This window comes from Streptomyces sp. NPDC001728 (assembly GCF_040297565.1).
GTDB lineage: Bacteria > Actinomycetota > Actinomycetes > Streptomycetales > Streptomycetaceae > Streptomyces.
Window position 1 is genome coordinate 340721 of the sequence record NZ_JBEOZK010000002.1, and the last position, 23558, is coordinate 364278.

The window sequence follows — 23558 nt, forward strand, 5'->3', positions numbered from 1 at the left end:
AGCAGAGATACGTGACTGATTCCCCCCTGTACCGCGCCGCCGCGGACCGCTATGACGCCATGGAGTACCGCCGCTCGGGCCGCAGCGGCCTCAAGCTCCCCGCGATCTCCCTCGGCCTCTGGCACAACTTCGGCGACGACCGCGCGCTCGACAACCAGCGCGCGATCCTCCGCCGCGCCTTCGACCTCGGCGTCACCCACTTCGACCTGGCGAACAACTACGGGCCGCCGCCCGGCTCGGCCGAGCTGAACTTCGGCAAGCTCTTCGCCCAGGACTTCGCGCCGTACCGCGACGAGCTGATCATCTCCACCAAGGCCGGCTACGAGATGCACCCCGGCCCGTACGGCGAGTGGGGCTCCCGCAAGTACCTGCTGTCCTCGCTCGACGCCTCCCTGAACCGGATGGGCCTCGACCACGTCGACATCTTCTACTCGCACCGCTTCGACCCGGACACCCCGCTGGAGGAGACGATGGGGGCCCTGGCCTCCGCCGTCCAGCAGGGCAAGGCGCTGTACGTCGGCGTCTCCTCGTACAACAGCGAGCAGACCGCCGAGGCCGCGAGCATCCTGCGCGAGATGGGCGTCCCCGCCCTGATCCACCAGCCCTCGTACTCCATGATCAACCGGTGGACCGAGGAGGACGGCCTGCTCGACACCCTGGAGGCGGCCGGCATGGGCTGCATCTCCTTCGTGCCGCTGGCGCAGGGGCTGCTCACCAACAAGTACCTGAAGGGCATCCCGGAGGGCTCGCGGGCCACCCAGGGCAAGTCCCTCGACCCGAACCTGCTCTCCGACGAGGTGCTGCGGCGCCTGCGCGGCCTCGCGGACATCGCGGAGCGGCGCGGGCAGTCGCTGGCGCAGCTGGCGCTGTCGTGGGTGCTGCGCGACGCGCGGATGACCTCGGCGCTGATCGGCGCGTCCAGCGTCGCCCAGCTGGAGGAGAACGTGGCAGCGCTGGCGGGCGCGCCGCTGACCGGCGAGGAGCTGGCGGAGATCGACTCGTTCGCGGTGGACACCCGGGGCGCGAACATCTGGGCCGGCCGGGGCTGAGGCCGCTGGGCGGACCCGGGCCGAGACCCCTGGGCCGACCGGGGCCGAGGCCTCCGGGGGTCCCGGGCCGGCTCCCCCGGAGCCGCCGGGCAAGAAAAACGGGCCGGTCCGTGGGGGGGATACGGACCGGCCCGAGGGGGGGTTTCCACCATAACCCTTCGATAGTCGTGTTGCGCGCCACGTACGCCGAACGAAGCCCGTGTAATGCCCCGGATCCCGTACGGGACAAGGGCTGCGGGCCCTCGTGGCGGGTTTGCGCCCCGGCGCGGCGGCGGAGTTCCGTCCCTCCCACGAGGGACCGGAGGGGTGGGGCGCCCCGTTGACGGACGGGGGCCGCCGACCGCGCGGGGCGCGGCTTCCCGGCAGGTCAGGAGGGGGTCGTACGGCGTCGGCGGCGGGCCGTACGACGTCATGACCTCCGGCGTCAGGAGCGGGGCGTGCGCCGGAGCAGGGTGATGCCGTCACGGCGGGCGACGACCTCGTAGCCGTACGTCCGCTCGGCCTCGGCGAGCTCGGCCTCCTGCCGGGCGAGCGGATAGGGCCAGTGCCCCGAGGGGTACGGCCATGCCTCGGGCGCCCGCGCGTCGTGGACGATCCACTCGGCCGTCGGGGCCGGGACGCGCGCCGGGCTGTACCCGTACAGATCGCCGCCCACCGGGAAGGTCGGGAAGAGGACGACCGTGCAGCGGGCGGTGAGCTGCGGGGCGAGCCGGTTGGACGCGGCCACGGTGGCGCCGTCGGGGATACGGGCGAGCAGCGCGCGGGCCGCCTCCACGTGCGGGGTGGTGCGCCAGGTCGTCCGCTGGACGACCTGGGCCAGCGGGAACGACGGGATCAGGACCACGGTCACGGCGAGGACGGTGGCGAGCACGCCCCGCAGCTCCCGCCGGTCGGGGGCCCGGCGGCCGAGGACGTCGACCAGGCCCGCGAAGACCACCGGCATGAGGATCGCGCTGTAGTGGAAGGACGTGCCCCAGTGGAAGCCGTTCTCGGAGAGCAGCCGCCAGCCCAGGGTGGGGACGGCGAGCAGCGCGAGCGGTGAGCGGAGCGCGAGCAGCGCCGAAGGGGCGAAGACCAGGATCAGGGTGACCGCCTTGGCCTCGGGGCGGAGCACGTCGAGCGGGGCGTGGGCGAGGGTGGCGAGCAGCGAGCCGTGGATGTCCTCGAGGTTCCCGCCGTGGGCGTAGCCGCCGCCCGGGTTGACGGCGGGCAGCAGGACCTTGATCTCCAGGAGCGAGCCGAAAACTCCGGCGGCGGCGGTGGCGAGACCGAGTCTCCTGGGCCCCTTGAGGGCGATGTACGCGCCGACGGCGGCGAGGGTGAAGCCCAGGTCCTCCTTGACGAGCAGCAGCGGCGCGGCCCAGGCGACGGCCTGCCACCAGCGCCGCCGGGCGAGCGCCTCCAGGGAGAAGGAGAGCAGCGGGACGGCGAGCGCCACCTCGTGAAAGTCGAAGGCGGCGGCGGAGGCGATGCCCCAGCTCAGTCCGTATCCGGCGGCGACGGTGTGGGCGGCGGCCGGGCCGAGGACCCGGCCGGCCCGGCGGGCGAGTGGGACGACGGCGAGCGCGAGCAGCGCGGACTGGGCGAGCAGCAGACAGAGCGGGGAGGGCCACAGCCGGTAGAAGGGGGCGAGGGCGGCGAGGAGGGGGTGGAAGTGGTCGCCGAGCAGGTTGAAGCCCTCGCCGCGCAGGGGGACCACGGGGGCGCGGAGTTCGGCGTAGGCGCGGACGGCCTGCTCGAAGATGCCGAGGTCGTAGCCGGTGGTGCGCAGGAGCTGGTGACGGCGTACGGCGACGGTCGCGTAGAGGACGCAGAGCGCGGCGGCCCACGCCCAGGGGACGAGGGCGGGGCGGCGGTACCAGGGGGCGGGCGGCGGAGGCTCGGGGGCGGTCGCCGCCACGGGCAGTTCGGTATCAATTGTCCGCATGTGGGGCGATGTTAGAGAGACCCCTTCACGGAAGGGCGGTGAACGCGCCGAGGAGCAGGCCGAGCAGCCCGCCTCCGAGCATGAACGGCCCGAAGGGGATCGCCGAGGAGCGGCCGGCCCGCCGCAGCAGCACCAGACCGAGGCCGTACACCGCGCCGAGCAGGAAGCCCGCGAAGGCCCCGGCGAAGAGGACGCCCCAGCCGTACCAGCCGAGGGCCGCGCCCAGCGGCAGCGCCAGCTTCACGTCACCGAAGCCGAGGCCGCTCGGGTTGACCAGGAACAGCACCAGATAGGCGCCGCCCAGGGCGAGCGCGCCGAGCAGGGCGTGGGTCCAGGATCCGGCGGCGTACGGCAGGAGTCCGGCGCCGCCGAGGAGCAGCGGGACGGCGACGGCGAGCGGCAGGGTGAGCCCGTCGGGAAGCCGGTGCGCGCGCGCGTCGACGGAGGCCAGGAGGACGGCGAAGGGCGCGCCGAGCAGCCAGACCGCCAGCTCGGGACGGGGCCCGCCGGTGGCGGCGGCGAGCGCGGCGCAGGCCAGGGCGGTGAGCAGGGGCGCGGTGAGCGGGGCGGCGGTCGTCGCGCAATCACGCCGGCCGGGGCCGCCGAGCCAGCCGCGCGCGGGCCCGGCGAGCGGGTGCCCGGCGGGGCAGCGGTCCCGCCACGGCTCCTCGGGAGCGACGGAGAGCCGGTACGCGGCACGCGGCACGAGCAGCCCGACGGCGGCCCCCCACAGGGCGGCGACGGCGATCACGGCGACGGTGAGGTCCACGGACCCGACCCTAGGGTCGGGGGACCGCTACGGTCTGGCGCATGGGGAAATGGAAGGACGGGACGGGGAGACTGACGGTGGCGCTCGGGGGCTCGGTGGGGGCTGAGGGCTCGGTGCCGACCGGGGGCTCGGTGGGGGCTGAGGGCTCGGTGCCGTTGGAGGTCGCGGCCTCGTACCGGGCGCGGCGGCGGGGGCTGCTCGGGCGGGACGGGGTCGCGGGGGCGCTGCTGATCGTCCGGACGAACAGCGTGCACACCTTCGGCATGCGGTTCGCGATCGACGTGGCCCATCTGGACCGCGCGTTCAGGGTCCTCTCGGTGGTCACGATGCGACCCGGCCGGCTCGGCATGATCCGCCCGCGCGGCCGGCACGTCCTGGAGGCGGAGGCGGGGGCGATGGCGGGGTGGGGGCTGCGGGCGGGGGTACGCGTGCGCGTGGATGCGGATACGGCCGGAGTCGTAGACACGGACACGGGCTCGGACACGGGCACGGGCACGGGCACGGACACGGGCACGGGCGGTGGGCTTACGGTGGGCCCGAACCCAGCAGGGTGAACGCCCCGTACACGGCCGACGCGAGGGCGAGCCCGCCGAGGACCGGGACGACGGTCCGGGTCCGCAGCCGCGCGAGGGCCACGGCGGGCGGCAGCAGGAGTCCGAACGCGGGCATCATCAGCCGCGGCCGGGACCCGAAGTACGCGGCGCCGACGAGCGAGACGAGCACGACGCCGATCGTGTACACGAGCACGGGCAGCGGCTGCCGCTGCCGTACGCACAGCACGAGCAGCCAGCCGAGCAGCGCGAGCGCCGCGCAGAGGCCGAGGGCGGCCGGCCAGGGCAGGCCCGCGATGAACAGGGCGAGGGCGACACCGCCGTCGATGGAGTTGCCCCACGCGGCCTGGACGTCGAAGTATGCGGTCACAGAACCCTGACGGACACCGACGTACACGATGTAGGCGAGCCAGCCGAGCGGGGCGATCAGCACGCCCGCGAGGGTCCGCAGCGGCAACCGCCGGTCCCGTATCAGCGCGACGAGGGCCGTGATCCCGAGGGCGGCGATCAGGGCGACGGCCGTCGGCCGGGTGAGCCCGGCGGCGGCGCAGAGGACGCCGGCCAGGATCCAGCGACCGCGCAGGACCGCGTACAGCGACCAGGCGGCGAGGGCAGTGAACAGGGTCTCCGTGTACGCCATCGACTGGACGAACGCGGTCGGGTACACGCCCCACAGGACGGCGAGCAGGACCCCGGCGCGGGGCCCGAAGGCGTGCTCGCCGCACTTGGCCATGCCCCAGGCGGCGGCGAGCCCGGCGCTCCAGGAGAGCAGCAGTCCGGCGGTGGCCGCGTCCAGGGGCAGGACGGTGGAGACCGCGCGTTCGAGGGCCGGGAAGAGGGGGAAGAAGGCCAGGTCGGAGTGGAGGTCGCCGTTCGGCAGGGTGACCTCGTACCCGTAACCGTGCTCGGCGATGCGCACGTACCAGACGGAGTCCCAGCGGCCGTTGAGCCGGTGCAGCCCGTCCTTGCCGGTCGCGGCGGCGGTGATCGCGAGGACGAAGAGGCCGACGAGCCGGGTGGCGGCGTAGCCGCCGAGGGCGGCGAGGGCGGGGGTTCGGGTGAGGAGCGAGGTGCGGGCGAGCGCGGCGGGCCGGGACATACGCCCGATTATCGAATGCCCGGCGCCGCCCTCGACACCACATCGTGCGCGCGAACCCACCTCCAGCCGGCCGCACAGGCGACAACCATGGACCTATGCACCCACTTCGGCGGAGGTGACGGCGGGGCGGCGGGCGGCGGGCGGCGGGCGGCGGGGATGGTCGGCCAGGGGCGCGAGGGCCCCGTCAGCCGAGGGGCCTTATGCGGACGAACCTCGCGGCCATGACGGGACCGAGCTGCTGGACGATGGCGTGTCCCGGTTCCTGCGGGGAGGGCAGGTCGCCGAGGAAGGACGTGACGATGACCTCGTCGACGCCGACGACCCCCCGGCAGCTCTGCTCCTCAAGGAAGTCGAGCGTGCGGCGCCAGTCCGCCGCGCCCGGGACCTCACCGAGGTAGGAACGGACGGTGTCCTGCACGACGTCCCAGAAGAACACGTGCGGCACCACGCCCCCCTGATGGAAGACATGGGTCTCGTACGCGCCCCGGAACTCGGGAATCCGGGTGACGAGGTCACTGACCAGCTGCACGCTCGGGGTCGCGGCCGGAGCCGTGTTCGGAGTCGCCGTCATCCGTCCAGAATGGACCTGCCGGACGGGGATGTCCCGCCCTCTTTACGCCTTCCTGGCACCGTCTTTCGACGGGTTTTCCACAGGGGGCGCGAAGTGTCCCCCTTACGTGGATTCCTGGACGTACGTACGAGTCGGCCGACGCGCCTCGTTCAGAGGAGCGGGCGACCGGTCCACGGGCGTACCGCCTCGATCGCCGTGGCGACGCGGAACACGGTGGCGTCGTCGTAGGTGCGTCCGACGACCTGGACTCCCGTCGGCACACCGGTCGAGGCGAATCCGGACGGCACGCTCAGCACCGGGCAGCGGCTGGCGATGTTGAAGACCGTGGTCATCGCGGCCTCCAGATAGGAGTCCAGTTCGACGCCGCCGATCACGACCTTGGTCGACAGGTAGTCGTCGTCCGCCCTCAGTGCCGGGATGGCGGTCGTCGGGCAGAGCAGCACGTCGTAGCGGTCGAGCAGGGTGCCGAGCGTCGCCTGTATCGCGGCCTCCAGTTCCAGGCCGTGCATGACGCTTCCGGACTCGCGGGCGGCCTCGGCGGACCGCTCGGCGAAGTCGAGCGCGTACGCGTTGAGCAGGTCACCGTGCTCGGCGGCGACCGACGTGACGTACGGGCCGAAGACGGAGCCGAAGTGGATCATCGCCGCCTCCATCACGTCCGCCCGCATGATCGGGACCTCCACCTCCTCGACGACGGCTCCGGCCGCGCGCAGGGCTTCCGCGACCGCGCGGGTGTTGGCCTCGACCTCGGGATCGACCGGCCAGTCCCCGAGGGTGACCGACAGCGCCACCCTGACGCCCTCGACGCCCTCGAACCGCTCGGGCAGCGTGAACTTGGGGCGCAGCGAGACCGCGTCCAGCGGGTGGGGTCCCGCGATGACGTTCTGCAGGAGGAGGGTGTCGCCGACGGTCCGTGCCATCGGACCGTCATGGCAGTACGTGTCGAGATTGAACGGCGCCATCGCCGGCACGCGGCCGTACGGCGGCTTGTATCCCACCACGCCCGTGAACGAGGCGGGGATGCGGATGGAGCCGCCGATGTCGGAGCCGGTCGCGAGCGTCGTCTCACCGGCCGCGAGCGCGGCACCGGCGCCGCCCGACGAACCGCCCGGACTGAACTCCAGGTTCCACGGGTTGCGCGTCACACCCCACAGCCGCGACTGCGTGAAGGCCGCGCAGCTGAACTCCGGGGTCGTGGTCCGCGCGTGCACGATGCCGCCCGCGTCCTGGACCCGTGTGACGACCGGGTGCGTCTCGTCGGCGATCTCGTCCCGGAAGGCCAGCGAACCGTCCGTGCTGCGGCGGCCCGCGAGCGGCTGCTCCTCCTTCGTCGCCACCGGCAGCCCCTCCAGCGCACGGGGCGCCTCCCCCTTGCCCGCGTACCGCGCCTCGGCCTCGCGCGCGGCGGCGAGCGCCTCCTCGAAGGTCCGCTCGGCGAGGGCGTTGACCTTGGACTCGACAGCTTCGGCACGCGCGATGACAGCGGTCATCAGCTCGACCGGCGACAGCGAGCGGTCCCGGAAACGGTTCAGGGCTTCGGTGGCCGGCATATAGGCGAGGTCGGTGGAGCCGGTGAGGTCGGTCGAGCCGGTGAGGTCGTTGAGGTCGGTCATGCGCGGGTCCCTTCCTGAAGCGACGGAGGGTCGCGTGGACAGGCGGACGACCCTCTCGATGGCAGCATCGAACCGTTGCCCGCGTAGCCCGTCAACGATGTTGACGTAAGCCTGGACGGGTTCGCCACCGGCTTCGGGCCCTCTTCCGGGGAGGGGGTACGCCCGGACGCCGCGCGACGGCGCCTGGTGGACCGTCTTCCAGCGCGGCGGCGGCATCCACGCCACCACCGCGCGACACAGGACCTGTCCGCCTCAGGGCGTGGCGGGCGGCGTCGTGCGCGGGAAGGAGATCTCGACGCGGCGGTTCTTCCTCCGGCCCTCCTCCGTGCCGTTGTCGGCGATGGGGTAGTCCTCGCTGTACCCGCGGATGTCGAAGGCCGTGCCCGGTTCGAGGGCACGCGAGAGGACCTGCTGCACGGCGATGGCCCTCTGCTTCGAGAGCTTCAGCCCGTGCTCGTACGTCCCCAGGTTGTCGGTGAACCCGAAGACCCTGACCCGGCCGGACCCCATCTTCTTGATCTCGGCGGCGATGGCGGCGATACGGGAGGTCGCGGCGGGCGAGAGCTTCGCGCTGTCCTTCGGGAACAGGACCTCGGCCTGCAACGCGAACGTCACGTCGACGTTCGTGTCCTGGCGCCGCTCCTCACCGCCCTCGTCCTCGACGATCTGCTTGATGTCGAGCACCTTGGCGGGGGCGAGGGTGGCACCGTCGGGGAGCATGAGGCCGGGCGCCTTCGCGTCGATGACGGGCGCGGGCGAGGAGCTGCCGGCGGCCCCGGGCGGATCGTCGGCGTACGCCGTCGGTACGGCGACCGGCCAGAGGGCCACGGAGGCGAGCGCGAGGGCGGCGAGGCGGCGGTTTGTCGTCTTCGTCATGGCGTCGCCTCAGGAGAGCTTGAGGGTGGCGGGTTCGAAGGTGGGGAGCTGGAGCGAGGCGTCGGTGGTGGCCGGGGGCGGGGCGGGGAATTGCATGAAGATCTCGACGGCGTCGTCGGCCGAGAGGATGCCCAGGCCGGTCGTGGTCAGCGGACGGCCGTCCGTATCGCGTAGGACGTAGTAGCGCTTCTTTCCTATGGCGTCCACCAACGTGGCTCCCCCCAGGGACTTGCCGTGCTTCAGTACTTCCGTCTCGACCCCCCTCATGTCGGGAACGGCGCGCCCCTTGTCCGAGGTGTTCTTCAGAACACCCTTGACGGTCAAGAATCCTCCGGCATCGCGAACCGCCGAATTAATGGTCACCTCGAACCCGTCCTGGCCTTTCAGGACAGCCAGCGGCTCCGCAGGCTCTTCAAGAGCCGCCGACGGCTCGGCGCCAGCCCCCTTCTGAGGCGCCGACGACGTCGCAGCCGGCTTGTCCGTCGACTTCGGCTTATCCTCTGCGCCGCAGCCGGCGAGAAGGACAGCCACGCATGTCGCGGCAACGACAGCACCCGCCCGGCAGGCGTTCCTTCCATAGCGCACGTTCATGTTCCGCTCATTCCTCGGTCATCGTCGCAGTCAGTTGTAGAGGCGCACTGTGAAGAGGTCGGACACATCGGGCAGCATCGGCGCTTCGGGATCGACCTTCCACTCCTTGTCGCCACACGTGAGTCCCACGATCGGCTCGCCCTCCTCGTCATCGTCGGGAGGCGGTGTTTCCGTGGGTGCCGACGGCGTCTCCGACGACGGATCGGCTGTGGGCTCCAGGGGATCGAACGTGCACAGCGGCTCCACGACTGCCTCCGCCGAGGCGACGGCGTGACGGGACTCAGTGCCGGGAACGATCGACCGCCCCACTGCTTCCGTCGTGCTCACCGTCACCCTGAAGCCTTGACTGCCCGATGCAAGGGGCTCGCAGCCACCGCTGGCGAGCTTCGCTTCGTTGCGTGCCGCGAACGAGGCAGCACGCTCACACGCCAGACCCACCGAGTACTCCTCCCCTCGGAGAAAGGGACCCCATTGATCCGGGACCAGGAGTACCTCAAGCCATCGATCGCGAAGCTGGTCGCGAGCATTCTGCGCAGCGGCAAGCGCAGCAGCGTCCGCAGCAGTCTGCGCGCCATTGCGTGTCGCCGCAGCTTGGCCCACGGCGAAGTAAACGAAAGCCAGGAACAGAACTCCGGCAATCACCGCAATGTAAGCGGGGAAGGCCTGCCCAGAGTCCCCGCCCCTGCCACCGATCACTCGGCGGTCAGTTCGGCAATCTTGTTCTCGATCGCCGTCAGAATCGTGGATCCGAGGCCCGTGCCGCTGATAGCGACCACGATCGCCACCACCACCACGATGATCCCCAGGTACTCCACCGCCGTCTGCCCGCGGTCCCGTGCCTGCCGGTCCGTCCAGTCGGTCAGCCGCGTCCTGGCCCTGGCCAGGGTCCTCAGCATCGCGTCGTTCATCGTGGTCCCCTCCGCGTTCAGACGCTTGCGTGTGGGCGCGGTACGCCGACCTGCGGGTCGGCGGACAGGGCCCGTGGGCCCTGGTGCGGGCCCTGGTCATCGGGTGGGCCCGAGGCCCAGCCAGGAGGCTATGGCCTCGGCGCGCACGGGGGTGGGGAGTTCAGCGAAGACGCGGCCGTTCCGACGCTTGACCATCTTCCCCGCGATGAAGCAAGTCGCGGCGATACGCCGGTTGTTCAGGCCCTCGGCAGTCAGGTCCATCACGTCCACCCCCTCTCACACTCGGTCCGCACTCTGTCACATGCGGTTGCGCGCGCGAAGGCGGATCGGCAACTTGAGGTGAGATTGAGACAGCTGTCGCCAGCTCCTCCCGGATGGAGCGGACGCCCGTACGTCAGTCGCCGGCCCCGGGCGGTTGCTCGGCGACGAAGCTGCCCCGCTGCGGAAGGGTGATCACCCAGCCCTCCGAGCGCAGGAGGGCGACGGCCTGCCGTGCCGTGTCCCTCGCGACGCCGTAGTCGGCCACGAGCTTCGACTCGGACGGGATCGGGTCCCTCGGCCGGAGTTCGCCGGACTCGATCCGTCCACGGATGACCTGGGCGACCTGCTTGTAGATGGGCGTCGGATCAAAGCGGTCTATATCCATGCACCGGACGTTAGCTACGTGTCATACGCCTAACATATGGGCAACGTTCTAGACGAGGTAGACAAGACATACGAGTGCGGCTAGCGTTCAAAACGGAAGGACCCCGGCGAGTCGGATCAGGACTCCCGGGGCGTGGCCAACCTGAAGAAAGCAGGTCGACATGACAGACCTTATCCGTGCCCTCTTCCTGTGGGCGAAGCTGGTGTTCGGGGCCCGGAGTGGCGGTCGGCATCGGGCCCGTACCGCCGTGTGGGCGGTCGGCCCGGTGCCGTATCGCCCGGCCCTGGCCCCGGCGACGGCCCCGCCCGTGCTCGGCGTGCCGCTCGACGGGTACGAGTCGGCCCTCTTCCGTCTGTACCTGCTCGCGGACGCGCGACAGCGGCGGCGGCTCGCTCCGGACGCCCGGGACCCGCACGGGCTGGCGGTGGCGTCATGACCTCGACGACCCTCCCGGCCCCCGTGGCCGACTCGGAGCCGTGCGGGGCTCGGCGGCCCGGTCCGGGGCGTCGCCGTTCGCCGTGCGTGCTTCCCGTCGGGCACGAGGGCGACGAGCACCGTGACGCGCTCGGGGCGGCGTGGCCGTGCCTGACGGACTCGACCGCCACGGGGCCGGGGACGGAGGTGCGGAGGGCCCGAAGGCCCGTACGGATGTGCGTGCGCTGTGGTGCGATCACGGCGGACCCGGTCGTCGTGTCCGAGGTGCACCAGAGTTCCGGGCCCGGGTTCAACGTCTACGCCTGCCCCGAGTGCGCGCCGCACTACCCGCCGCTACCGGACGTGCTCGACCTGTTCCACGACCGGGACACCCGCCGGGGCGGCACCGGCGGGTGAGCGCGCGGCGGGCCCGGACGGGCGGCGCGCGGTGCGCCGCCCGTCCACGGCGGGCGTCAGAGGCCCGGGCGGGCTCGACGGCGGCTCACTCGCCGCCCGTCACCGCCCCGAAGTCCGTCCCCGTGCCCAGGAAGAGGCCCGCCCCCAGCAGGATCATCGTCGCCGGGACCATCAGGGTCGTGATGACCATCGTGGCCTTCGGGACGGCCTTCGCGGCCTTGCGGCGGGCGTTCTGGGCATCCGTACGGCGCATGTCGGTGGCGATCTGGATGAGCGTGTCGACGATCGGCGCGCCCAGTTCCTCCCCCTGCTGGAGCGCCGTCACGAACTGCGCGACCTGCTCGGAGTCGTTGCGCCGGCGCAGCTCGTCGAAGGCCTGGCGGCGGCTGACGCCCATGTCCATCTGGCGGAGCGTGATGCGGAGTTCGTCGGCCCACGGACCCTCGTACTTCTCCGCGACGCGTTCGAGGGCCTGGCGGAAGCCGAGGCCCGCGCTGACCACGACCGCCAGCACGTCCAGGAAGTCCGGGAGGGTGCGTTCGATCTGGTCCTTGCGGATGCGGACCGCCGACCAGATCCCGACCTCCGTCCAGAACGCCCCGAACGCGAAGAGGAGGAGCGCGACCAGGAACGACCCCTTCGACAGCATCAGCAGCCCGCCCAGTACGCCCAGGAAGCCGTAGACCGCCCGCCGCGCCCCGTACCGGTCGATGGTCAGGCCGCCGGGGTTTCCGGCGAGGTCGATCCGACGGCGTACGGCGTTGACGCGTTTGGGGCCCATCAGGCGGAGCACCGCCGGTGACCAGCGCATCCCCAGGCGGTCGACGGCCGAGTCGACGGCGCCGGTGCGGGTCGCGCCGACCTCCAGGGCGAGCCGGAGGTCGTCGGGAAGCTTGGCGTCGGCCCGGTAGAGCCGCAGGCCGTAGCCGATCCCGGCGACGGCGAGCCCGGCGAGGAGGGCGAGGAGGAGGTCCACGGCGCGGCCCCTAGACGTCGATCTTCGAGAAGCGGCGGATGGCCACGAAGCCCACCCCGTACAGCGCGAACGCCGCGATGACGGCGAACTGCCCGATGCCCGAACCGGTCATCCGGTCGAGCGCGCCGGGCTGCATGTTGTCGATGAGGAGGAGCGAACCGACGCCGATCACGGGGACCGAGTACGCGGTCATGCTCACCTGCGAGAGCTGGGTGCGGACCTCGCGACGGGTCTCCTTGCGCTCCTCCAGCGTCTCGGTGAGGTTCCGCAGGGAGGAGACGACGGTGCCGCCGGCCCGGTTGGCGAGCACCAGGGTGGTGACGAGGACGACGAGTTCGCGGGAGGGGAGGCGTTCGGCCAGCTCCCCGAGGGCGTCGTCGAGGGACGTGCCGACGGCCAGCTGCTGGGCGACCTTCTCCAGCTCGTCCCCCGCCGGTGCCTCCAGTTCGTCGGCGGCCAGGCTGAGCGCCATCCGGAGGGCGAGCCCCGCCTGGGTGGCGTTGGCCAGGATGCGGGAGAGCTCCGGCAGCTGGTTGATGAACTTCTCGATCCGCTTCTGGCGCTGCCAGTTGAGGAAGCCCATCGCCACCCACACGCCGAGGAGCCCGCAGATCGGGCCGAAGAACGGGGACAGCGCCGCCTGGCCCACCACCCACAGCACCGCCACCGTCGCCGCGAGCGCCACCGTGAACTCCCCGGGCGTCACGTCGAGTCCGGTGGCCGCGATCCGCAGTTCCAGCTTCCGGCCGAGGGCGGTCCGCCGGACCCGCCGGTCGACGCCCCGGAAACGGCGCCGCCGCCGGCCGGTGGCCTCGGGTGCGCCGGAGTCGTCGAGGCGGGCGACGAGCGCCGCGTGCCGGCGGGCCCCGCTCGCGTACGACTGGACGCCGACGACGCCGAGTACGGCGGCGAGCAGTGTCACGCCCACCGTCAGCCAGAAGGGGTCGGTCATCACTCGGCCTCTCGGGTGGTCAGATAGGCGTCGTCCGCCGCCACGCCGAAGGCCTGCGGGATGGGCTGGCCCGCCAGGTAGAGGCGTTCGGCGACGCGCCGGGGCAGCGGGTGGTAGGTGAACTGCCCGTACACCCGTCCGTCGGCGGCGAGCGGCTGCGCCTGGAAGCGGCAGACCGTGGCGAGCAGGAATCGTTCGCGCCCGTGCGAGGCGAGGACGGAGATCTCGGTGATGCGGCGGGTGCCGTCGGGGTGCCGGGTGAGCTGCACGAGGACGTCGACGGCGCTGTTGATCTGGTCGCGCAGCGCCTCGAACGGGACCTTGACCTCGGACATCGAGGCCAGGGTCTGGAGGCGCATCAGGGCGTCCTCGGCGGAGTTGGCGTGCACGGTCGCGAGCGAGCCGTCGTGGCCGGTGGACATCGCCTGGAGCATGTCGAGGGTCTCACCGCCGCGGACCTCTCCGACGATGATCCGATCGGGGCGCATGCGCAGGGAGTTGCGGACGAGGTCGCGGATGGAGATGGCGCCGCGGCCCTCGATGTTCGGCGGGCGCGCCTCCAGTCGGATCACATGGGACTGCTGGAGCTGGAGTTCGGCCGAGTCCTCGATGGTGATGATGCGCTCGCCGTCGGGGACGAGGCCGGAGAGGGCGTTGAGGAGGGTGGTCTTCCCGGTGCCCGTGGCGCCGGAGACGATCAGGTTGAACTTGGCCTGCACCAGCCCGGAGAGCAGCAGCAGCATCTGCTCGTCGAGGGAGCCCAGGCCGATCATCTCGTGGAGCGTGTAGGCGCGCGGGAAGCGGCGGATGGTGAGCGTCGCGCCCGTGAGGGAGAGCGGCGGGATGATGACGTTGACGCGCTCGCCGGAGGGCAGCCGGGCGTCGACCATCGGGTTCGACTCGTCCACGCGCCGGTTGACGGTCGAGACGATCCGCTCGATGGTCTGCATCAGCTGGTCGTGGGAGGCGAAGCGGAGCGGCAGGAGTTCCACGCGGCCGTTGCGCTCGATGAAGATCTGGTCGGGGCCGTTGACCATGATCTCGGTGATCGAGGCGTCTTCGAGGAGCGGTTCGAGTACGCCGAGCCCCAGGGCCTCGTCGACGACCCTGCGGATCAGCTGGGAGCGCTCGGCGGTGGAGAGGACCGGGCCCTCGCGGCTGATGATGTGGCCGAGGACGCGCTCCAGTCGGGCGCGCCGCTCGGCCGCCGCGAGCGCCGACATCTCCGTGAGGTCGATCTCCTCCAGGAGCTTGGCGCGGAAGGAGGCGACGAGGTGGCTGTCCTCCCGGGCGGCGGCGCCGCTCTGCTCCTCGGGGGCGTTGATCCGGGCGCGCAGGCTCATCGCAGGTCCTCCTGAGGCGTCTCGGGCATCGGCATGGTGGCGGTCTTCGTGATCTCGTCGAAGCTCCAGAAGGGCACGACGGAGGGAACACGGACGCGGACGGTGGCGACGGCCTCGCCGCCGCCACGGGCGACCTCGACGCCGGTGGCCCAGTCGGCGGACGCGTAGCCCGCCGCCTCGGCGCCGGGCGCGTCCTCCGCGTCGCTGCTCGCCGCACGTGCCGCCGCGCGGGCCGCCGTACCCGCCTGCTGGGCCGCGTACGCGACGATCCCGAGCTGGAACCCGGCGAGCCCGACGAGCAGCAGGATCGGAAGGAACCCGAGGTACTCGATGGCTGCCTGGCCCCGGTCGTGGGTCACCTTGCCGGTGGCCTTGCCCGTACGACCCCGCATGAACCCGCTCACGGCCCCTCCCCCTCGTACACCGCGCCCGCCTTCCCCCGTACCGTGAACAGCCCGCCCACTCCTGGGAACAGGACCGGGACCCTGATCGCCACGACCGCGTTCGCCATGCCGCCCTCGACCGAACAGCTCGGCCGCGCGCCCGCCGCCCAGGCGCCGTCGAGGTGTCGCAGGGCGGCTTCGCTCCAGTCGTCGTCCACCGCGCACGCCCGCGCCGCCTCGTCCGCCGCGTTCCCCGCGAGGGTGTACGTGTAGCCGACCAGGACGACCTGCCAGAGCAGGGCGAGGGTGAGCAGGATCAGCGGCACCATGCCGAGGAGCTCGACCGCCACCTGCCCCCTGTCGTCCCGGTCGGTACGCATCGTTCAGCGGCCTCCGGTGCGGCGGCGGAGGCCCAGTGAGCCGCGGTCGCCCGCGCGGGCCAGCTGCTTGCCGGGCTGTCCCGCCGCCGCCTGGGCGGGGACGCCGACCAGGCCCAGTTCGCCCGCGAGGGACCAGATCGCCTGCTTGACCGTGGACTTGGCGTCGAGTTCGTGCAGCTTGCCGGCGTCGACGACGGCCTGGAGTTCCTTGAAGTTCGCGGGGACGGCGACGCCCGCGACCCGGGTGCCGGTGATCTTCTGGACGAGCGGCGGCTGGATCTCGGTGGAGCGGTGGTGGCGGTTGACGAGGGTCACCGTCTCCTCCGCCTTGCGGACCTGGAGCCGTTCCCACATGCGTACGGTCCGCTTGGCGGCCCGGACGGAGACGACGTCGGGGGTGGCGACGAGGAGGGCGGTGTCGGCCATCTCGATCGCGGCGGCGTTGGCGCTGTTGAGCTGGGAGCCGCAGTCGACGACGACGACCTCGTGGCGCCCGCGCAGGGCGCTGACGACCTGGCGGGCGGCGCGGTCGGAGACCTCCTCGCCGCGCTCGCCCTCGGCCGGGGCGAGGAGCAGCGAGAGCCCGGTCTCGTGGACGTATACGGCGTCCTGGAGGACCCGGGGCGAGATGTCGGTGATGGCGGCGAGGTCGGCGACGGAGCGCCGGAACTGGACGTCGAGGTAGGAGGCGATGTCGCCGCTCTGGAGGTCCATGTCGACGAGGGCGACGGTCCGTCCCGAGGCGCGGGCGGCGAGGGCGAGGTGGACGGCGGTGACGGTGGCACCGACGCCGCCCTTGGCGCCGCTGACGGTGACGACGGTGCCGCCGGGGCCGGTGATCTGTTCGGCGCCCGCGCCCAGGTGGCGGCGGACGCCGAGCGACCACTGCGCGGCGGCCTGGACGCGGCTGGCGAGTTCCTCGTAGCCCAGCGGGAGGGTGACGAGGCCGCGCGCCCCGGAGTCCATGGCGGCGGAGAAGAGGACGGGGCTGGCGTCGGCGGTGATGAGGACGACGCCGACGGCGGGGAAGCGGAGGGCGACCTCGCGGACGAGTTCGAGGGCGGGGACGGGGCCGATCCGCTCGTGGACGAGGACGACCTCGGGGAGTTCGTCGAGGGAGGCGGCGGCGAGCCGCGCGAGGGTGTCGACGAGCTGGGTGGAGTCGGTGACCGGCGGGGAGGGTTCGGCGTCGGGGAGCTGCCCGATGAGGGTGCTGACGGACCGGGCCGCGTCGGGGTCGCCGACGGCCGGCAGGATCCTGGTGGTCATACCGGCCTCACTTGTCCTTTTCGAGCGTGTAGGTGCGGTCGCGCTGGTCGGACGGGGCGCCGCCGGTGCTAGGGGCGACCAGGGCGAGGCGTACGTGCTCGGCGAAGGACTCGGCGTACGCGACGCGCTGGGCGTCGAGGGTGGAGAGCGCGAACGAGATGGGCACGGCCTCGTTGGTGCGGCCTGCGCGGCCGGCGCTGTCGCCGATCGGGGTGAGCTTGCCGACGTCGAGGACGCGGGCGCCCGCGACGATCATCCGGGACTGGGCGGCTTCGCCCTTCTTGTCGCCGGAGAAGGTGGCGTAGATGTTGACGGTGGCGCCCGCGTTGATCTTTCCCGCGACGCCGGTGGCGGCGTCGATCATGATGGCGATCTCCTGCTGGCCCGGCTGGAGCGCGGGGCGCTCGACGATCATGTCGGTCTGGAGGAGGGAGCCCGCCTTCAGCTCCGTGACGGCGATCTTGCCCTCGATCTGGCGGAGGTCGGTGACGGCGGTGGCGGAGAGCCACCGCTCGGGCATGGAGATCTTCTCGAACTGGCTGGGCCGCAGGGCGGCGTAGGGGTCCACGTCGCTCTTGATCCGGTACGCGGTGGTCTCCGGCCCGACCTTGGAGTTCACGTCGCTGATGACGGCGAGCACACCGGCGAACGCGCCCAGGGCGCACAGGACGGACAGCAGCAGCAGGATGACGCCGCGGCGCTGGCGGGAGTTCATGGCCGTACTACCTCGATCGGAGACGTGGGTCCGGACGGACGGGGCTGGGGTTCGCGAAGCCGGAGACTCCGGCTGGACGTGGTTCCGTTCACGGTGCCGCGTCCAGCGCGACGGCATGCGCCTGCTGTGCCTGCTGTGCCTGCTGTGCCTGCTGTGCCGGGACCGGCGCGGCGCAGAATCCGCAGCGGTCCCCGATGAGTTCCATGGCGCACCAGCGGCAGTTCTCGCGCCGCACGGAGGAGACCAGCTGGTAGAGGACGGGCAGGTCGGGGAGGTACGCGGCGAACTCGACGAGTTTGCCGGTGCCCCACCACCCGGCCGAGGCCTCGGGCAGCGGGGTCTCCTGGACGGCGCCCTGGATCCGCCACCGGGGTACGAGGGTGGAGGTGGGCCAGTCGGTCTGGAGCTGGCCCCGGGCGAGGAGGAGTTCGGTGGTGAACTCGGGTCCGGCGAGGGGCTCTTCGCCGTTGCCGATGCGAACGACCTGCGGGGTGGGTCCGGCGAGTACGGCGAAGTGGGCGCCGGGGAGCCAGCTCTTGAGGTGGGAGCCGAGACCGACGGGAACGCGGTCGAGCCGGGAGACGGAGCCGAGGACGGCACCGGCGTAGATGTAGTGGGCGAGCAGCCGGGCGGCGGAGGCGAGGACGCCGGGGCTGAAGTCGCAGCCCGCCAACTGACATAGCTGGCGGACGAGTACGGCCGCACCGAGGGGCGGCAGGTCGGTGCGGACCAGGGCGATCCGGTCGCTTTCGAGCAGGGCGCGGACGGCGCGCAGGCGGTTCTCGACGGCGGTCGGCGCGGAGGCGGGGCAGACGACGACCACGTGTCCGTAGCGTGCGAGGAGCTGCTGCATGTCGGCGATCGAGGCGTCGAGCGACTGCGTGCCGGGGGGCGGGAGGACGGTGGCGTGCGGGGTCCCGGGGTCGGTCGGCGGCAGCGCCAGATCGGCGCTGGTGACCGCGATCGCTGTCGGCACGTCGGACCCCCCGTCCCCGCCGGCCGCCCGCGTCCCGGGGGCCGCGGATCACTTACCGCGTTCACGGCGTCACCGCAGGGTGCTGCCGCCTCTGCAGCCTATCCACGACCCCCGGGGTGGTGAACACACAATCCGCCAAGCTCCTTCCATTTCTTCGAGGTCGGGGGCCCCGGGCCCGCGACTCGCCCACCTCGGAACGTCCGCCCGCCCGATCAGCGCTTGTTGCCAGAGGTCTTGACAACGCGATTGGTCTGGACCAGCTTGTTGCGACAACGGTGGCCACCGTCCACACTCCCCCGAACCCCCCGCACTCCCCCAGCACCACCCCTCCGTACGACGACGTACGGCACCTCCACATCCCCAACTCCCCCACCGGAGGATGCACGTGGACCGCACCACCCCCCGCCCGTACGGCCGCCGCAGGCTGGCCGGAGCCCTCGCGCTCGCCGTCGGCTCCGGGCTCGTCCTCGTCGGCGGAGCCGGCACCGCGCAGGCGGCCGACGTCAACGTCGCCAAGAACGCCGGATTCGAGAACGGCCTCGCCAACTGGGCCTGTTCCGCCGGGAGCGGCGCCGCCGTCTCCACTCCGGTCCGCACCGGCGCCGGCGCCCTGAAGGCCTCCCCGGCCGGGCTCGACAACGCGAAATGCGTACAGACCGTGACGGTGAAGCCCAACTCGACCTACACGCTGAGCGCCTGGGTCCAGGGCGGTTACGCCTACCTCGGCGCGAGCGGCACCGGGACCGGCACCGGCACCGTCTCCACCTGGACGCCCGACAGCCCGTCCTGGAAGCAGCTCACCACCACCTTCACCACCGGGGCGGGCACCACCTCGGTCGAGATCTACACCCACGGCTGGTACGGGACCTCCCCGTACCTCGTCGACGACGTCAGCGTCTACGGCCCCGACGGGGGCGGCGGCCAGGACCCCGACCCGGTCGTCCCGTCGACCCCGGCCGGTCTCGCCGCCGGTACGGTCACCACCAGCTCGGTCACCCTGAGCTGGGGCGCGGTCTCCGGCGCCACCGGCTACAAGGTGTACCGGGACGGCGCCGACCCGCAGGCGGTCACCGGTACGTCGGCCACCGTCACCGGACTGACCGCCGACACCGCGTACCAGTTCCAGGTCGCCGCCACGAACTCCGCGGGCGAGTCCGCGAAGTCCACCGCCGTGTCGGCGCGGACCGCCAAGCCCACCGACCCGGGCCCCGGCCCGGCCGTGCCCAAGCACGCAGTGACCGGCTACTGGCAGAACTTCGACAACGGCGCCGCGAAGCAGAAACTGCGGGACGTCCAGGCGGCGTACGACATCATCGCCGTCTCGTTCGCCGACTCGACGACCACGCCCGGCCAGATCACCTTCACCCTCGACCCGGCGGTCGGCTACACCTCGGCCGCCGACTTCAAGGCCGACATCGCGGCCAAGAAGGCCGCGGGCAAGTCCGTGATCCTCTCGGTCGGCGGTGAGAAGGGCAACGTCACGATCAACAGTGACGCCACCGCGACCGCCTTCGCCGACAGCGCGTACGCCCTGATGCAGGAGTACGGCTTCAACGGCGTCGACATCGACCTGGAGCACGGGGTCAACGCGACCTACCTGACCAAGGCGCTCCGCCAGCTCTCCGCCAAGGCGGGCTCCGGCATGGTCCTGACGATGGCCCCGCAGACCATCGACATGCAGAGCACCGGCACCGAGTACTTCAAGACCGCGCTCGCCGTGAAGGACATCCTCACGGTGGTCAACACCCAGTACTACAACAGCGGTTCGATGCTCGGCTGCGACGGCAAGGTCTACAGCCAGGGCTCGGTGGACTTCCTCACCGCGCTCGCCTGCATCCAGATCCAGGGTGGCCTCTCCCCGTCCCAGGTCGGTCTGGGCGTCCCCGCCTCCACCCGGGGCGCGGGCAGCGGCTACGTCGACCCGCAGGTCGTGAAGAACGCGCTCGACTGCCTGACCAAGCTCACCGGCTGCGGCACCTACAAGCCGGCGCAGGCCTGGCCGACGCTGCGCGGCGCGATGACCTGGTCGACCAACTGGGACGCGACGGCGGGCAACGCCTGGTCGAACGCGGTCGGCCCGCACGTGCACAACCTGCCGTAACCCTCAACGGTCCCGTAGGGGGCCTGAACGACAGCGCAGCGCCGCCGCTCCCCCGGCGGCGCTGCGCCGTTTTCGTCGTGCGGCGCCTCACGCGGGCAGGTAGTGGCGCAGCACCGGGTCGAGGAGGCGGATCCACTCGTCGACCCGGGCGGCGCGGCGGCCGTCGAGCTCGCAGTCGTAGACCGAGCCGTCGTAGAGGGTGACGGCGACGAGGAGCGCCCGTTCGCGCCGGACGCGCTCGTACCGTACGGCCGCGATCTCGCTCCAGAGGAAGTCGGCCTCCTCGCCGTAGAAGTGCAGGGCCACCCCGCTCCCGTCGACGGCGACGCCGGAGTTCCGGTCGGCGGCGGCGAAGTCCGGCGCGGGCGGCGGCGGGGCGGTGGGCTGCGGCGGTACGTAGAAGGTGGGGGGATGCGGTACGGGGAGGGCCCCGGGCGCGGGTACGGGGACGGGCACGGCGTCCTGGGCGCCGGCCGTACGGGTGGGCAGCGCGTGCCGGGGCGGGACGGCGTCCTCGGGGTCGGGCGCGGGGACGGCCTCGGCGGGCGTGGCTCCGGGCACCGGCAGCGCGTCGAAGGGCGTCACGCGAGGGTCCGGCGTCACCGAGGGCGTCACGGACGGAGTCACGGACGGAGTCACGGACGGAGTCACGTCGGCCGCCACGACCGGTGACCCGGCCGGCGCCACGGACCCCGCACCCGTACCCGCACCGGCCGCCCCATCCTCCGCCGTCAGCTCGTCCATCAGGGCGTCCGGTGTGGGCCGTTCGGCCGGATCCTTGGCCAGGCAGCGCCCCACCAGCCCACGCAGTGCCTCCGGTACGGCGCCGAGGTCGGGGGCCTCGTGCACCGACCGGTACATGAGCCCCATCGGCGTACCGTCGCCGAAGGGCCGCCCGCCGGCGGCGGCGACGAGGACGGCGCCGAGCGCGAACACGTCGGCGGCGCCCGTCACCTCCTCGCCGAGGGCCTGCTCGGGGGCGAGGTAGCCGGGGGTGCCGAAGGCCGAGCCGGTGGCGGTGAGGCGGGTCGACTCGACGGCGCGGGCGATGCCGAAGTCGAGGACGCGGGGCCCGTCGGGGGCCATCACGATGTTGCCGGGCTTGAGGTCGCGGTGGACGAGTCCGCAGGCGTGGATGGCCTCCAGGGCCTCGGCGAGCGCGGCCCCGAGCGAGCGCAGCGCCTCCTCGCCCATGGGGCCCTTCGCGGTGAGGAGTCCGGAGAGGGTGGGGCCCGGGATGTAGGCGGTGGCGAGCCAGGGCGCCTCGGCCTCGGGGTCGGCGTCGACGACCTGCGCGGTGTGGAAGCCGCCGACCTGCCGGGCGGCGGCGACCTCGGCGCGGAAGCGCTCGCGGAAAGAGGGGTCGGCGGCGAGTTCCGGCCTCGCGACCTTGACGGCGACGGCGCGACCGCCCCGCGACCGGGCCAGGTAGACGGTGCCCATGCCGCCTTCGCCTAGCTTGTGTTCGATGACGTATCTGCCGATGAAGGTCCCCACGCCGGACAGTATGGCCGAACTCCTCATCTTGACCGGGCCATGACACAGCTCCACCATGTGCCCCGGACACCCGCACGAGTTTGTCGCACACCCCCACACTCCCCACCCAGGAGACAGCATGCGACGTCCCATCCGCGGCAGAAGGTCCGCCACCCTCGCGGCCCTCGTGGCGCTCGCCCTCGCGGCGCCCCTCTCCGCCCTCGCGACCACCCCCGCCGGGGCCGACCCGGCACCGACCGCCGCCCGCAGCACCACAGCCGGTTCCGGCGCCCCGGGCGCCGAGGAGGTGATCCGGCAGTACGAGGTGGCCGGCCCCGCCACCCCGGCCGCCCGCACCGCGCTGGCCGCCACCGGCGTCTCGATCGACGAGGTCGACGCCCGCTCGGTGGTGGTCAGCGCGAACGCCGAGCAGCTGAAGCGGCTCAAGGCGCTGGGCTACGCCACCACCGCTCTCCCCGCACCGCCGGACCGGGGCACGGCGGCCCGGTCGGCGCTGGGTCCGCTCGACTTCCCGTCGGCCGACGCGAAGTACCACAACTACGCGGAGGCGAGCGCGGAGATCGACCAGCGCGTCGCCGCCCACCCGTCCCTCATGCGCAAGCAGGTCATCGGGAAGTCGTACCAGGGCCGGGACATCGTCGCGATCAAGATCAGCGACAACGTCGCCACCGACGAGAACGAGCCCGAGGTCCTCTTCACCCACCACCAGCACGCGCGCGAGCACCTCACCGTCGAGATGGCGCTCTACCTGATCCGTGAGCTCGGCGCGGGCTACGGCACCGACCCGAGGATCACCAACGCGGTGAACGGCCGCGAGATCTGGATCGTCCCGGACCTCAACCCGGACGGCGGCGAGTACGACATCGCGAGCGGCTCCTACCGCAGCTGGCGCAAGAACCGCCAGCCCAACTCCGGCTCCTCGTACGTCGGTACGGACCTGAACCGGAACTGGGACTTCAAGTGGGGCTGCTGCGGCGGCTCCTCGGGCTCCACGAGCTCGGAGACCTACCGCGGGGCGGCGCCCGCCTCCGCCCCCGAGGTGAAGGTCGTCGCGGACTTCGCGCGCTCGCGGGTGATCGGCGGGAAGCAGCAGATCACCGCGGCCATCGACTTCCACACGTACAGCGAGCTGGTGCTCTGGCCGTTCGGCTGGACGACGGCGAACACCACCACCGGCATGACCCAGGACGACCGGGACGCCTTCGCGACCGTCGGCGGCCAGATGGCCGCGAGCAACGGCTACACGCCCGAGCAGTCCAGCGACCTCTACATCACGGACGGATCGATCGACGACTACCTCTGGGGTACGCAGAAGATCTTCGCGTACACCTTCGAGATGTACCCGTCCTCGTCGTCGGGCGGCGGCTTCTACCCTCCGGACGAGGTCATCGAACGCGAGACGAGCCGCAACCGCGAAGCGGTCCTCCAGCTCCTGGAGAACGCGGACTGCATGTACCGCTCGATCGGCAAGCAGGCGCAGTACTGCGCGGCCTGACGGACCGTTCGCGCGGAGGTGCCCCGGCCCGGCGGCCGGG

Annotated in this window: 25 protein-coding genes and 1 pseudogene; 6 read left to right on the forward strand and 20 right to left on the reverse strand. The window is 72.3% G+C overall.

The genetic code is table 11. The annotated features are described in order from the left end of the window. Positions 1-11: 11 nt before the first annotated feature. Positions 12-1049, forward strand: a complete 1038-nt coding sequence (mgrA, locus tag ABT154_RS04420; RefSeq protein WP_351852654.1) for an L-glyceraldehyde 3-phosphate reductase — start codon at positions 12-14, stop codon at positions 1047-1049. Between the two features lie 424 nt (positions 1050-1473). Here the strand turns inward: mgrA and ABT154_RS04425 are convergent, their stop codons facing one another. After that, positions 1474-2976, reverse strand: a complete 1503-nt coding sequence (locus ABT154_RS04425; protein ID WP_351852657.1) for a DUF2079 domain-containing protein — start codon at positions 2974-2976, stop codon at positions 1474-1476. A 25-nt stretch (positions 2977-3001) separates the two neighbouring features. Continuing rightward, entirely contained in the window at positions 3002-3745 is a 744-nt protein-coding gene (locus ABT154_RS04430) for a prepilin peptidase (RefSeq protein ID WP_351852660.1), read from the reverse strand. A 41-nt stretch (positions 3746-3786) separates the two neighbouring features. Here ABT154_RS04430 and ABT154_RS04435 point away from each other — a divergent pair. Next, positions 3787-4191, forward strand: a pseudogene (locus tag ABT154_RS04435) (DUF192 domain-containing protein); the annotation flags it as partial. A gap of 79 nt (positions 4192-4270) precedes the next feature. On the opposite strand, the gene ABT154_RS04440 reads toward ABT154_RS04435, so the two are convergent. From ABT154_RS04440 to ABT154_RS04480, 9 genes are all read right to left on the reverse strand, one after another. After that, on the reverse strand, positions 4271-5395 hold the full coding sequence (locus tag ABT154_RS04440; protein ID WP_351852662.1) for a putative hexosyltransferase: 1125 nt from the start codon (positions 5393-5395) through the stop codon (positions 4271-4273). Positions 5396-5579: 184 nt separating this feature from the next. Next, positions 5580-5966, reverse strand: coding sequence for a hypothetical protein (locus tag ABT154_RS04445; RefSeq protein ID WP_351852665.1), 387 nt, complete (start codon positions 5964-5966; stop codon positions 5580-5582). Between the two features lie 149 nt (positions 5967-6115). Beyond that, positions 6116-7579: an amidase gene (locus tag ABT154_RS04450; RefSeq protein WP_351852668.1), complete on the reverse strand. Its 1464-nt coding sequence runs from the start codon at positions 7577-7579 to the stop codon at positions 6116-6118. Positions 7580-7831: 252 nt separating this feature from the next. Beyond that, on the reverse strand, positions 7832-8455 hold the full coding sequence (locus ABT154_RS04455) for an OmpA family protein (protein WP_351852670.1): 624 nt from the start codon (positions 8453-8455) through the stop codon (positions 7832-7834). A 9-nt stretch (positions 8456-8464) separates the two neighbouring features. Continuing rightward, positions 8465-9046: a hypothetical protein gene (locus ABT154_RS04460; protein WP_351852672.1), complete on the reverse strand. Its 582-nt coding sequence runs from the start codon at positions 9044-9046 to the stop codon at positions 8465-8467. Positions 9047-9076: 30 nt separating this feature from the next. Next, complete coding sequence (locus ABT154_RS04465) at positions 9077-9742, reverse strand: pilus assembly protein TadG-related protein (RefSeq protein WP_351852675.1); 666 nt, start codon at positions 9740-9742, stop codon at positions 9077-9079. Beyond that, positions 9739-9954 (reverse strand): Flp family type IVb pilin, encoded by a 216-nt coding sequence (locus tag ABT154_RS04470; protein WP_351852678.1) that lies wholly within the window; start codon positions 9952-9954, stop codon positions 9739-9741. The genes ABT154_RS04465 and ABT154_RS04470 overlap by 4 nt, the downstream gene beginning before the upstream one ends. Positions 9955-10050: 96 nt before the next feature. Beyond that, complete coding sequence (locus ABT154_RS04475) at positions 10051-10215, reverse strand: hypothetical protein (RefSeq protein WP_351853161.1); 165 nt, start codon at positions 10213-10215, stop codon at positions 10051-10053. Positions 10216-10348: 133 nt separating this feature from the next. Beyond that, positions 10349-10600 (reverse strand): GntR family transcriptional regulator, encoded by a 252-nt coding sequence (locus ABT154_RS04480; RefSeq protein WP_351852681.1) that lies wholly within the window; start codon positions 10598-10600, stop codon positions 10349-10351. Positions 10601-10760: 160 nt separating this feature from the next. Between ABT154_RS04480 and ABT154_RS04485 the strand changes: the two genes are divergently transcribed. Next, positions 10761-11036, forward strand: coding sequence for a hypothetical protein (locus tag ABT154_RS04485; protein ID WP_351852684.1), 276 nt, complete (start codon positions 10761-10763; stop codon positions 11034-11036). Positions 11037-11248: 212 nt separating this feature from the next. Beyond that, positions 11249-11431 (forward strand): hypothetical protein, encoded by a 183-nt coding sequence (locus tag ABT154_RS04490; RefSeq protein ID WP_351853164.1) that lies wholly within the window; start codon positions 11249-11251, stop codon positions 11429-11431. A gap of 85 nt (positions 11432-11516) precedes the next feature. Here the strand turns inward: ABT154_RS04490 and ABT154_RS04495 are convergent, their stop codons facing one another. From ABT154_RS04495 to ABT154_RS04530, 8 genes are all read right to left on the reverse strand, one after another. After that, positions 11517-12407: a DUF5936 domain-containing protein gene (locus tag ABT154_RS04495; RefSeq protein WP_351852686.1), complete on the reverse strand. Its 891-nt coding sequence runs from the start codon at positions 12405-12407 to the stop codon at positions 11517-11519. Positions 12408-12417: 10 nt separating this feature from the next. Further along, positions 12418-13359, reverse strand: a complete 942-nt coding sequence (locus tag ABT154_RS04500) for a type II secretion system F family protein (protein ID WP_351852689.1) — start codon at positions 13357-13359, stop codon at positions 12418-12420. Then, complete coding sequence (locus ABT154_RS04505; RefSeq protein ID WP_351852692.1) at positions 13359-14702, reverse strand: TadA family conjugal transfer-associated ATPase; 1344 nt, start codon at positions 14700-14702, stop codon at positions 13359-13361. The genes ABT154_RS04500 and ABT154_RS04505 overlap by 1 nt, the downstream gene beginning before the upstream one ends. Beyond that, the gene (locus ABT154_RS04510; RefSeq protein ID WP_351852694.1) at positions 14699-15106 is read right to left on the reverse strand and encodes a TadE/TadG family type IV pilus assembly protein; all 408 of its coding nucleotides are present in this window, start codon (positions 15104-15106) and stop codon (positions 14699-14701) included. The genes ABT154_RS04505 and ABT154_RS04510 overlap by 4 nt, the downstream gene beginning before the upstream one ends. Further along, entirely contained in the window at positions 15103-15465 is a 363-nt protein-coding gene (locus ABT154_RS04515; RefSeq protein WP_351852697.1) for a TadE/TadG family type IV pilus assembly protein, read from the reverse strand. The genes ABT154_RS04510 and ABT154_RS04515 overlap by 4 nt, the downstream gene beginning before the upstream one ends. Positions 15466-15468: 3 nt before the next feature. Beyond that, entirely contained in the window at positions 15469-16734 is a 1266-nt protein-coding gene (locus ABT154_RS04520) for a CpaE/TadZ family protein (RefSeq protein WP_351852699.1), read from the reverse strand. Between the two features lie 7 nt (positions 16735-16741). After that, entirely contained in the window at positions 16742-17449 is a 708-nt protein-coding gene (cpaB, locus tag ABT154_RS04525) for a Flp pilus assembly protein CpaB (protein WP_351852701.1), read from the reverse strand. Positions 17450-17537: 88 nt separating this feature from the next. Further along, complete coding sequence (locus ABT154_RS04530; protein WP_351852704.1) at positions 17538-18425, reverse strand: hypothetical protein; 888 nt, start codon at positions 18423-18425, stop codon at positions 17538-17540. Between the two features lie 379 nt (positions 18426-18804). Between ABT154_RS04530 and ABT154_RS04535 the strand changes: the two genes are divergently transcribed. Continuing rightward, on the forward strand, positions 18805-20526 hold the full coding sequence (locus tag ABT154_RS04535) for a chitinase (protein WP_351852705.1): 1722 nt from the start codon (positions 18805-18807) through the stop codon (positions 20524-20526). An 87-nt stretch (positions 20527-20613) separates the two neighbouring features. Here the strand turns inward: ABT154_RS04535 and ABT154_RS04540 are convergent, their stop codons facing one another. Further along, the gene (locus tag ABT154_RS04540; RefSeq protein WP_502969446.1) at positions 20614-21969 is read right to left on the reverse strand and encodes a serine/threonine-protein kinase; all 1356 of its coding nucleotides are present in this window, start codon (positions 21967-21969) and stop codon (positions 20614-20616) included. Between the two features lie 172 nt (positions 21970-22141). Here ABT154_RS04540 and ABT154_RS04545 point away from each other — a divergent pair, with 172 nt between their 5' ends. After that, positions 22142-23518, forward strand: a complete 1377-nt coding sequence (locus ABT154_RS04545) for a M14 family metallopeptidase (RefSeq protein ID WP_351852711.1) — start codon at positions 22142-22144, stop codon at positions 23516-23518. The last annotated feature ends 40 nt before the right edge of the window (positions 23519-23558 follow it).

Excerpts from the sequence above, each read along its gene's own strand:
- ABT154_RS04535 (WP_351852705.1), top strand. The coding sequence starts at position 18,805 with ATGCACGTGGACCGCACCACCCCCCGCCCGTACGGCCGCCGCAGGCTG.
- ABT154_RS04520 (WP_351852699.1), bottom strand. The coding sequence starts at position 16,734 with ATGACCACCAGGATCCTGCCGGCCGTCGGCGACCCCGACGCGGCCCGG.
- ABT154_RS04450 (WP_351852668.1), bottom strand. The coding sequence starts at position 7,579 with ATGACCGACCTCAACGACCTCACCGGCTCGACCGACCTCACCGGCTCC.
- ABT154_RS04425 (WP_351852657.1), bottom strand. The coding sequence starts at position 2,976 with ATGCGGACAATTGATACCGAACTGCCCGTGGCGGCGACCGCCCCCGAG.
- ABT154_RS04490 (WP_351853164.1), top strand. The coding sequence starts at position 11,249 with ATGTGCGTGCGCTGTGGTGCGATCACGGCGGACCCGGTCGTCGTGTCC.
- ABT154_RS04500 (WP_351852689.1), bottom strand. The coding sequence starts at position 13,359 with ATGACCGACCCCTTCTGGCTGACGGTGGGCGTGACACTGCTCGCCGCC.
- ABT154_RS04515 (WP_351852697.1), bottom strand. The coding sequence starts at position 15,465 with ATGCGTACCGACCGGGACGACAGGGGGCAGGTGGCGGTCGAGCTCCTC.
- ABT154_RS04505 (WP_351852692.1), bottom strand. The coding sequence starts at position 14,702 with ATGAGCCTGCGCGCCCGGATCAACGCCCCCGAGGAGCAGAGCGGCGCC.
- ABT154_RS04540 (WP_502969446.1), bottom strand. The coding sequence starts at position 21,969 with ATGGGCACCGTCTACCTGGCCCGGTCGCGGGGCGGTCGCGCCGTCGCC.
- ABT154_RS04470 (WP_351852678.1), bottom strand. The coding sequence starts at position 9,954 with ATGAACGACGCGATGCTGAGGACCCTGGCCAGGGCCAGGACGCGGCTG.
- ABT154_RS04460 (WP_351852672.1), bottom strand. The coding sequence starts at position 9,046 with ATGAACGTGCGCTATGGAAGGAACGCCTGCCGGGCGGGTGCTGTCGTT.
- cpaB (WP_351852701.1), bottom strand. The coding sequence starts at position 17,449 with ATGAACTCCCGCCAGCGCCGCGGCGTCATCCTGCTGCTGCTGTCCGTC.
- ABT154_RS04445 (WP_351852665.1), bottom strand. The coding sequence starts at position 5,966 with ATGACGGCGACTCCGAACACGGCTCCGGCCGCGACCCCGAGCGTGCAG.
- ABT154_RS04455 (WP_351852670.1), bottom strand. The coding sequence starts at position 8,455 with ATGACGAAGACGACAAACCGCCGCCTCGCCGCCCTCGCGCTCGCCTCC.
- ABT154_RS04480 (WP_351852681.1), bottom strand. The coding sequence starts at position 10,600 with ATGGATATAGACCGCTTTGATCCGACGCCCATCTACAAGCAGGTCGCC.
- ABT154_RS04475 (WP_351853161.1), bottom strand. The coding sequence starts at position 10,215 with ATGGACCTGACTGCCGAGGGCCTGAACAACCGGCGTATCGCCGCGACT.
- ABT154_RS04440 (WP_351852662.1), bottom strand. The coding sequence starts at position 5,395 with ATGTCCCGGCCCGCCGCGCTCGCCCGCACCTCGCTCCTCACCCGAACC.
- ABT154_RS04485 (WP_351852684.1), top strand. The coding sequence starts at position 10,761 with ATGACAGACCTTATCCGTGCCCTCTTCCTGTGGGCGAAGCTGGTGTTC.
- ABT154_RS04545 (WP_351852711.1), top strand. The coding sequence starts at position 22,142 with ATGCGACGTCCCATCCGCGGCAGAAGGTCCGCCACCCTCGCGGCCCTC.